The 6,864-nt window shown below is 31.6% G+C and carries 5 protein-coding genes; 1 reads left to right on the forward strand and 4 read right to left on the reverse strand.

Translation table 11 applies throughout. From position 1 onward, the window contains the following. Window positions 1-296: 296 nt before the first annotated feature. Both ptsG and purB read right to left on the reverse strand, forming a co-directional pair. On the reverse strand, window positions 297-2,315 hold the full coding sequence (gene ptsG, locus HGI79_RS21755) for a glucose-specific PTS transporter subunit IIBC (protein ID WP_185652767.1): 2,019 nt from the start codon (window positions 2,313-2,315) through the stop codon (window positions 297-299). Between the two features lie 422 nt (window positions 2,316-2,737). Next, entirely contained in the window at window positions 2,738-4,168 is a 1,431-nt protein-coding gene (purB, locus tag HGI79_RS21760) for an adenylosuccinate lyase (RefSeq protein ID WP_185652768.1), read from the reverse strand. A gap of 481 nt (window positions 4,169-4,649) precedes the next feature. Between purB and HGI79_RS21765 the strand changes: the two genes are divergently transcribed. Next, window positions 4,650-4,871: a DUF378 domain-containing protein gene (locus HGI79_RS21765; RefSeq protein WP_185652769.1), complete on the forward strand. Its 222-nt coding sequence runs from the start codon at window positions 4,650-4,652 to the stop codon at window positions 4,869-4,871. Between the two features lie 37 nt (window positions 4,872-4,908). Here the strand turns inward: HGI79_RS21765 and HGI79_RS21770 are convergent, their stop codons facing one another. Beyond that, window positions 4,909-5,169 carry an HPr family phosphocarrier protein gene (locus HGI79_RS21770; protein ID WP_185652770.1) on the reverse strand — a complete coding sequence of 87 codons (261 nt, stop codon included), beginning with the start codon at window positions 5,167-5,169 and terminating at the stop codon, window positions 4,909-4,911. Between the two features lie 179 nt (window positions 5,170-5,348). After that, complete coding sequence (locus tag HGI79_RS21775) at window positions 5,349-6,542, reverse strand: pyridoxal phosphate-dependent aminotransferase (protein WP_185652771.1); 1,194 nt, start codon at window positions 6,540-6,542, stop codon at window positions 5,349-5,351. Window positions 6,543-6,864: the final 322 nt, after the last annotated feature.

The raw sequence follows: 6,864 nt of genomic DNA on the forward strand, positions 1-6,864 counted from the left end.
CTAGTAGCTCAAAAGAATTGCTGGTTTATTTATATAGATAAGTTTTCTTATCTCACTCTGTTTAATTTTCAAGGATCTTGTCGTTTCATCTGACGACTTTTATATAATATCATGGATTATATATTCTGTCAACAGCTTTTTTAATATTTTTATATCAGAGTTACTTAACAACTTTGATATACGGCTGACAGCTTTTATATACTATCACCTTAACTAATACATGTCAATACATTTTATTAAAAAAGGCTGCCTAAAGATGATTAACTAATCATCTTTTTAGACAGCCTTTCTTTTATTTATTTTATAGTAACTATATCTTTTTGTCCACGTTTAACTTGTTGCCCTACTTTTACTGATACACTTTCACCTTCTGCTAAGTTAGTGAATATAATTGGAGTAATTATTGATGGAACCTTATCTTTTATTTCACTTAAGCTTACCTTAAGCAACGGTTGTCCAGCAGTTACCTTATCTCCTTGTGAAACTAATGCTTCTATGCCTTGTCCTTCTAAGTTAACTGTATCAATACCAAAGTGAACTAGTATTTCACGTCCGTTATTAGCTGTTATTCCTACGGCATGTTTTGTAGGAAATAAAGTTGTAATTATTCCATTTACTGGGGAAACAACTTCTCCATTTGCTGGTTCTATAGCAAATCCGTCTCCCATCATTTTTTGTGAAAACACTTGATCTGGAACATCTGTTATTGGAATTATCTTTCCATCTATTGGTGCAACAAAAGTAGTATCATTTACATCTGTAGTCGTTGCTTCTTTAGGTGTTTCTTTAGCTGCCACTGGAGTTTTTCCAGACATTATATCTTTTATTTGTGATTTCAACTGATCTGATTTTCCACCAAATATAGCTTGAATATTGTTTCCAACTTCCATAACACCTGCTGCACCTAATCTCTTAAGCTCAGCCTTATCAACATTTTTAATATCATTTACACTTACACGAAGTCTAGTTATACATGCATCTAAGTTAGTTATATTTTCTTTTCCACCAAGTGCCTGAAGTATAGCATATGGAAGTTCTCCAGCTTCAACAGATTCTCCAGCTTCTCCTACATCATCGTCACGACCTGGAGTTTTTAGATTCCATTTTCTAATAGCAAATCTAAATCCAAAGTAGTAAATTACAGAGAAACATAAACCTACTGGAATTACTAACCACCAAGCTGTCCTATTTGGCATTACACCATTTAATAAATAATCTATAACACCACCTGAGAATGACATACCAATCTTAACATTTAATATTTGCATTATCATGAATGATAAGCCTGCAAATATACAGTGGATTCCAAATAAAACTGGTGCAACGAATAAGAATGAGAACTCAATTGGCTCTGTTATACCTGTTAAAAATGCTGTTAAAGCTGATGATGCAAGTATACCTGCTGTTAATACTTTCTTTTCAGGTTTTGCCTCATGATACATAGCTAGAGCTGCTGCTGGTAACCCAAACATCATAAACGGGAACTTACCAGTCATAAATGTACCTGCTGTAAATGGTACACCATCTTTTAATTGAGCCCACCATATACTGTTATCCCCATATACAATTTGCCCCGCTTTAGTTGTATATTCCCCAAATTGGAACCAGAATGGGTTATACCAAATGTGATGTAATCCAAATGGAATTAATGCCCTTTCTATAACTCCAAATATAAAGGCTGCTAACGTTTTATTTGTATCTATCATGTTATGTGAGAATGCATTTAATCCATGTTGAATTGGAGGCCATACAAATACCATCACAATTCCAGCTATTATAGCAAATACTGAAGTAACTATTGGAACAAATCTCTTTCCTGCAAAGAATCCCAAGTACGAAGGTAGTTCTATATTAAAAAATTTCTTATATAATTGTGCTGCTATAACACCTATTATAATACCTCCAAACACTCCTGTTTGTAGTGTTGGTATTCCAACTACGCTTGCAAAAGATGGATCTTTAGTAGCTAGTACTTCTGGAGTAACTCCTGCAACTATTCCCATTGTTACGTTCATTATTAAGAATCCTACTATTGCTGCAAGCCCAGCAACACCTTCTCCTCCAGCTAATCCTACAGCAACACCTACTGCAAATAATAATGAAAGATTACCAAATATAATTCCTCCTGCTTGCTCCATAATTGTAGCTAACACTTGAAACCAGTGTGCATTTAACACTGGAAAAGTATTTAAAAATTGAGGTTGATGAAAAGTATTACCAAATGCAAGCAATAAACCTGCTGCTGGTAACAATGCAACTGGAAGCATTAGTGCTTTACCAATTTGCTGTAGAACACCAAATGATTTTTTAAACATATAATTTTCTCCTTTCATTTATTACAAATTAATTTATTATTTTCAATTATTATTGTGTCCTAAAACACAAAAGGCATGAACAAAGTAATATAGAATATAGGAGTACCTAAAGACTAGTACAAATAGATACAACACTATTCCTTATAATTACCTTTGCTCATGCCTGATCGAATCAGTAACACACAAATTTAATGATTTTATTTTTAACAAAGTAAACTTTTACAACATTACGTTTACCCTTGTTACGTTTTTATTATATCAGCATATTTTTATTTTTGCAATACCTTTTCAGCTTTTTTTGATAACGTTTTTTTTACTTTTATTTGTCCCTAATAAAAAAAGATAACATATCTACACAATATGTTACCTTTTTAGCTTCCTAGCATGTTGAGATCATACAATCTCTTATTGCAAATTAACTTTTATACATTTATTTCAGCTTCTTCTCCAAGCATATGCTTATATTTTTGTAAAACTGGTTTTATTTCAGACTCTATAAAGTCTTCCACCTGACCAGGTGCTCTTCCAATGAATTTTTTTGGATCTATTAAAGCTAATACTTCTTCTTTTGTCATATTAAAGAAACTGTCACTAATAATCCTATCTATTAGGTCATTGTCTTTTCCTTCTACTTTAACCATTTTTGCCGCTTCCATAGAATGTTGTCTAATTCTTTCATGCAGTTCTTGTCTATCTCCGCCTTTTTTAACTGCACCCATAATAATGTTCTCGGTAGCCATGAATGGAAGTTCTTTTTTTACATGAGCTTCTATAACTTTAGGATATACTACCATATTACTTGCCACATTCATATAAAGATTAAGAACACCGTCTAATGCCAAAAATGCTTCTGATACAGCTATTCTTTTGTTAGCAGAATCATCTAGGGTTCTTTCAAACCATTGTGTAGAAGCTGTTATAGCTGGATTTAATGAGTTAACAATTATATATCTAGCTAGTGCACCAATTCTTTCAGATCTCATAGGGTTTCTCTTATATGCCATTGCTGAAGAGCCTATCTGATTTTTCTCAAATGGTTCTTCCATCTCTTTCATATTTTGTAGTAATCTTAAATCGTTACTAAATTTGTATGCACTTTGGGCAATTTCTGATAGAGTATTTAATATTATAGAATCTACTTTTCTTGTATATGTTTGACCAGTCACCATAAATTCCTGACTAAATCCCATTTTTTCAGTAACCAACTTATCTAGTTGTTTTACTTTTTCCTCATCTCCATCAAACAATTCCATAAAGCTTGCTTGTGTTCCCGTAGTACCTTTTACTCCTCTAAATCTTAGCTTTTCTATTACAAACTCTAAATTTTCTAAATCAAGATAAAGCTCCTGAATCCATAAAGTAGCTCTTTTGCCTACAGTTGTTAGCTGAGCAGGTTGTAAATGAGTAAAACCTAATGTCGGTAAGTCTTTATACTCTAAAGCAAACTTTGTTAAAGAATTTATTGTATTAACTATTTTTTTCTTAATAATCTCTAGTGCATCCCTCATAATTATTAAATCAGTATTATCACCTACATAGCAACTAGTTGCCCCTAAGTGAATTATACCTTTAGCTTTTGGACATTGAACACCATAAGCATAAACATGACTCATAACATCATGTCTAACTTCTTTTTCTCTGTTTTCTGCCACCTGGTAATTTACATTTTCCATGTTTTCTTTAAGTTCATTTATTTGCTCGTCAGTTATGTCTAGACCTAGTTCCTTTTCACATTCTGCTAAAGCTACCCAAAGCTTTCTCCAAGTCTTAAACTTCATTTCATCTGAAAACAAGTAAGACATTTCTTTTGAAGCATACCTTGTATTTAAAGGTGTATTATATATATTTCGCATACTAATATACCTCCACTGCGTATATAATAATATTTTGTTATTCTTTCATTCATATTATATCATATATTTTATAAGTTTTATACAATTTTGTTCGGGTTTTTTATATATTATTTATTTATATACTTTAAATACCCAAAAGTGGTTACAAAAATTCATTTTTTTCTGTACAGGCTTGTTCTATTTTAAAAATTGGTTAATATAATTTAATAAAGTGACACTTGCTTTAGATGGGGCTTTCAACCCCTACCTGAAGTTTAGTTGAACAAATCCAGGGACGTAGCCGCTCTTTACTCCCACTTAAGCAGAGAGCCAAAATCTGTGATTCTGTGCGAATCAGTTAAGCAGACATATAAAATCTTCGATTTTGATATGGTCGCTTACTCTGTGAGTACTCCTCTGAAGAGGAGTTTCCTATAAAGATGGGAGTATTAGAACTGGTAGTCATCGGATAAAAAGACTATATAGGGGTTTGGAGGTATTTATGTACAAACTTAGTTTAATTGATAAAATTTCCATGATACTTGTAATTATAGGAGCCCTTAACTGGGGACTTATAGGTTTATTCAACTTAAATTTAATAGGATTATTATTTGGAGAACCAGCTAACTTTATTGGTAGAATAATCTATATTCTTGTAGGTGTAGCTGGAGTAAATATACTACTATTTTTATTTAAAATGAAAGGTGTTTTCAGTAATAAATAAAAGGCTCATTATAAAATGAGCCTTTTATTTATTAAATTTACTCTTCTATTGAGTCTACTAGTTTAACAATTTCTTCAACTGCTAAAGCTTCGTCATCACCTGAAGCCGTAACTTTTATAGTTGCATTCTTAGTAACTCCTAGTGATAAAACTCCTATTAAGCTTTTTACATTAGCTTTCTTACCATTAAACTCTACAGTTATATCTGATTTGAAAGAAGAAGCTTTCTTCACTAATAATGTTGCTGGTCTAGCGTGTAAACCTGTAGCACTTTTTACTGTAACTTCTTTAGATATCATTAAATTCACCCCTATTTATAAAAATTTAATAATTTATGACAAACTTTCCTTAATAATTATAACATTTTTTTTATGTCTTTCAATAGTTATTTTGTATTGAAAATGATTACTTAACTATAAAATTAAGTTTTAATCGTTTAATATTGTAAATATTAGCTATATATTGTATTTTTTTACAATTACTTTAATCCCCTAATAAATGTTTCAATCCTATCCAATCCATTCTTTATATTCTCCATAGAAGTAGCAAAGGATAATCTAATATAGTTATCCACGCCAAAACCAATTCCTGGTATTACTGCAACTTTTTCTTTTTCAAGTAATTGTTCAGAGAAGCTCATAGAGTCTATTACTTTAACATTGTCACAAGTTTTACCAAAAATCTTTGATATATTAACCATTATATAGAATGTACCCTCTGGAATAACACATGTTAGCCCTTCCATAGAACTTATTTTTTCAATCATATAATCCCTTCTATTCTTAAACTCAGTTACCATATTGTTAACTATAGACTCTTCTGTATTTAAAGCTTCTATAGTTGCATACTGAGCAATAGAATTAGGATTCGATGTTGTGTGACTCTGGATATTTGACATTAGTTTAACTATTTCTTCATTAGCAGCAGCATATCCTATTCTCCATCCTGTCATAGAATATGTTTTTGAAACTCCATTGATAACTATTGTTCTATTATAGGCATCTTCAGATAAACTTGCTATGCTTACATGTTTAGTATCCCCATATATTAATTTTTCATATATTTCATCAGATAAAATTAATATATTTTTTTCTTTAGCAAAATTTGCAATAGATATAAGTTCTTCCTGGGTATAAACAGCACCGGTTGGATTGTTAGGACTATTAATAATTAGCATCTTGGTTTTATCTGTCACAACTTTTTTTAGGTCTTCTACCGTATACTTAAATTTATTTTCTTCTGTTGTTTCTACATATACAGGAACTCCATCTGCAAGCTTTATTAACTCAGGGTAGCTTACCCAATATGGCGTTGGAACAATAACCTCATCACCTGGATTTAAAGTTGCAGACAGAGCATTAGCTAAACACTGTTTAGCTCCAGTAGAAACTATAATTTGAGAGGTACTATATTCTAAATTGTTATCATTATAAAATTTTTTTGCAATAGTCTCTTTTAATTCTAAAATTCCAGATGCAGGTGTATATTTTGTAAAACCTCTTCTTATTGCCTTTATTGCTGCTTCTTGAATATTTTCAGGAGTATTAAAATCTGGTTCCCCTGCGGCAAAACCAATAACATCAACTCCTTCTGATTTCATCTTTTTCGCTTTAGCTGTTATGGCTAAAGTAATAGATGGTTCAATTTGCTGTGCTTTTTTTGATAATATCATTTTACATCCTCCGCATTTAAATTTTTGTGTATTAATGTTTCATTTACAGCAACATTACCTAGTATATGATTTTTATTAAAGTGTATAATTATATTGACCCTCTATGTTAACAAGTAGTATATACTTGTTAACAATTTATAATTTACAACTTTATCCGATGACTACCCGCTCTAATACTCCCATCTTTATAGGAAACTCCTCTTCAGAGGAGTACTCACAGAGTAAGCGATCATATCAAAATCACAGATTTTGGCTCTCTGCTTAAGTGGGAGTAAAGAGCGGCTACGTCCCTGGATTCGTTCAACTAAGAATCAGGTGGGGG

The organism is Clostridium sp. DJ247 (assembly GCF_014231265.1).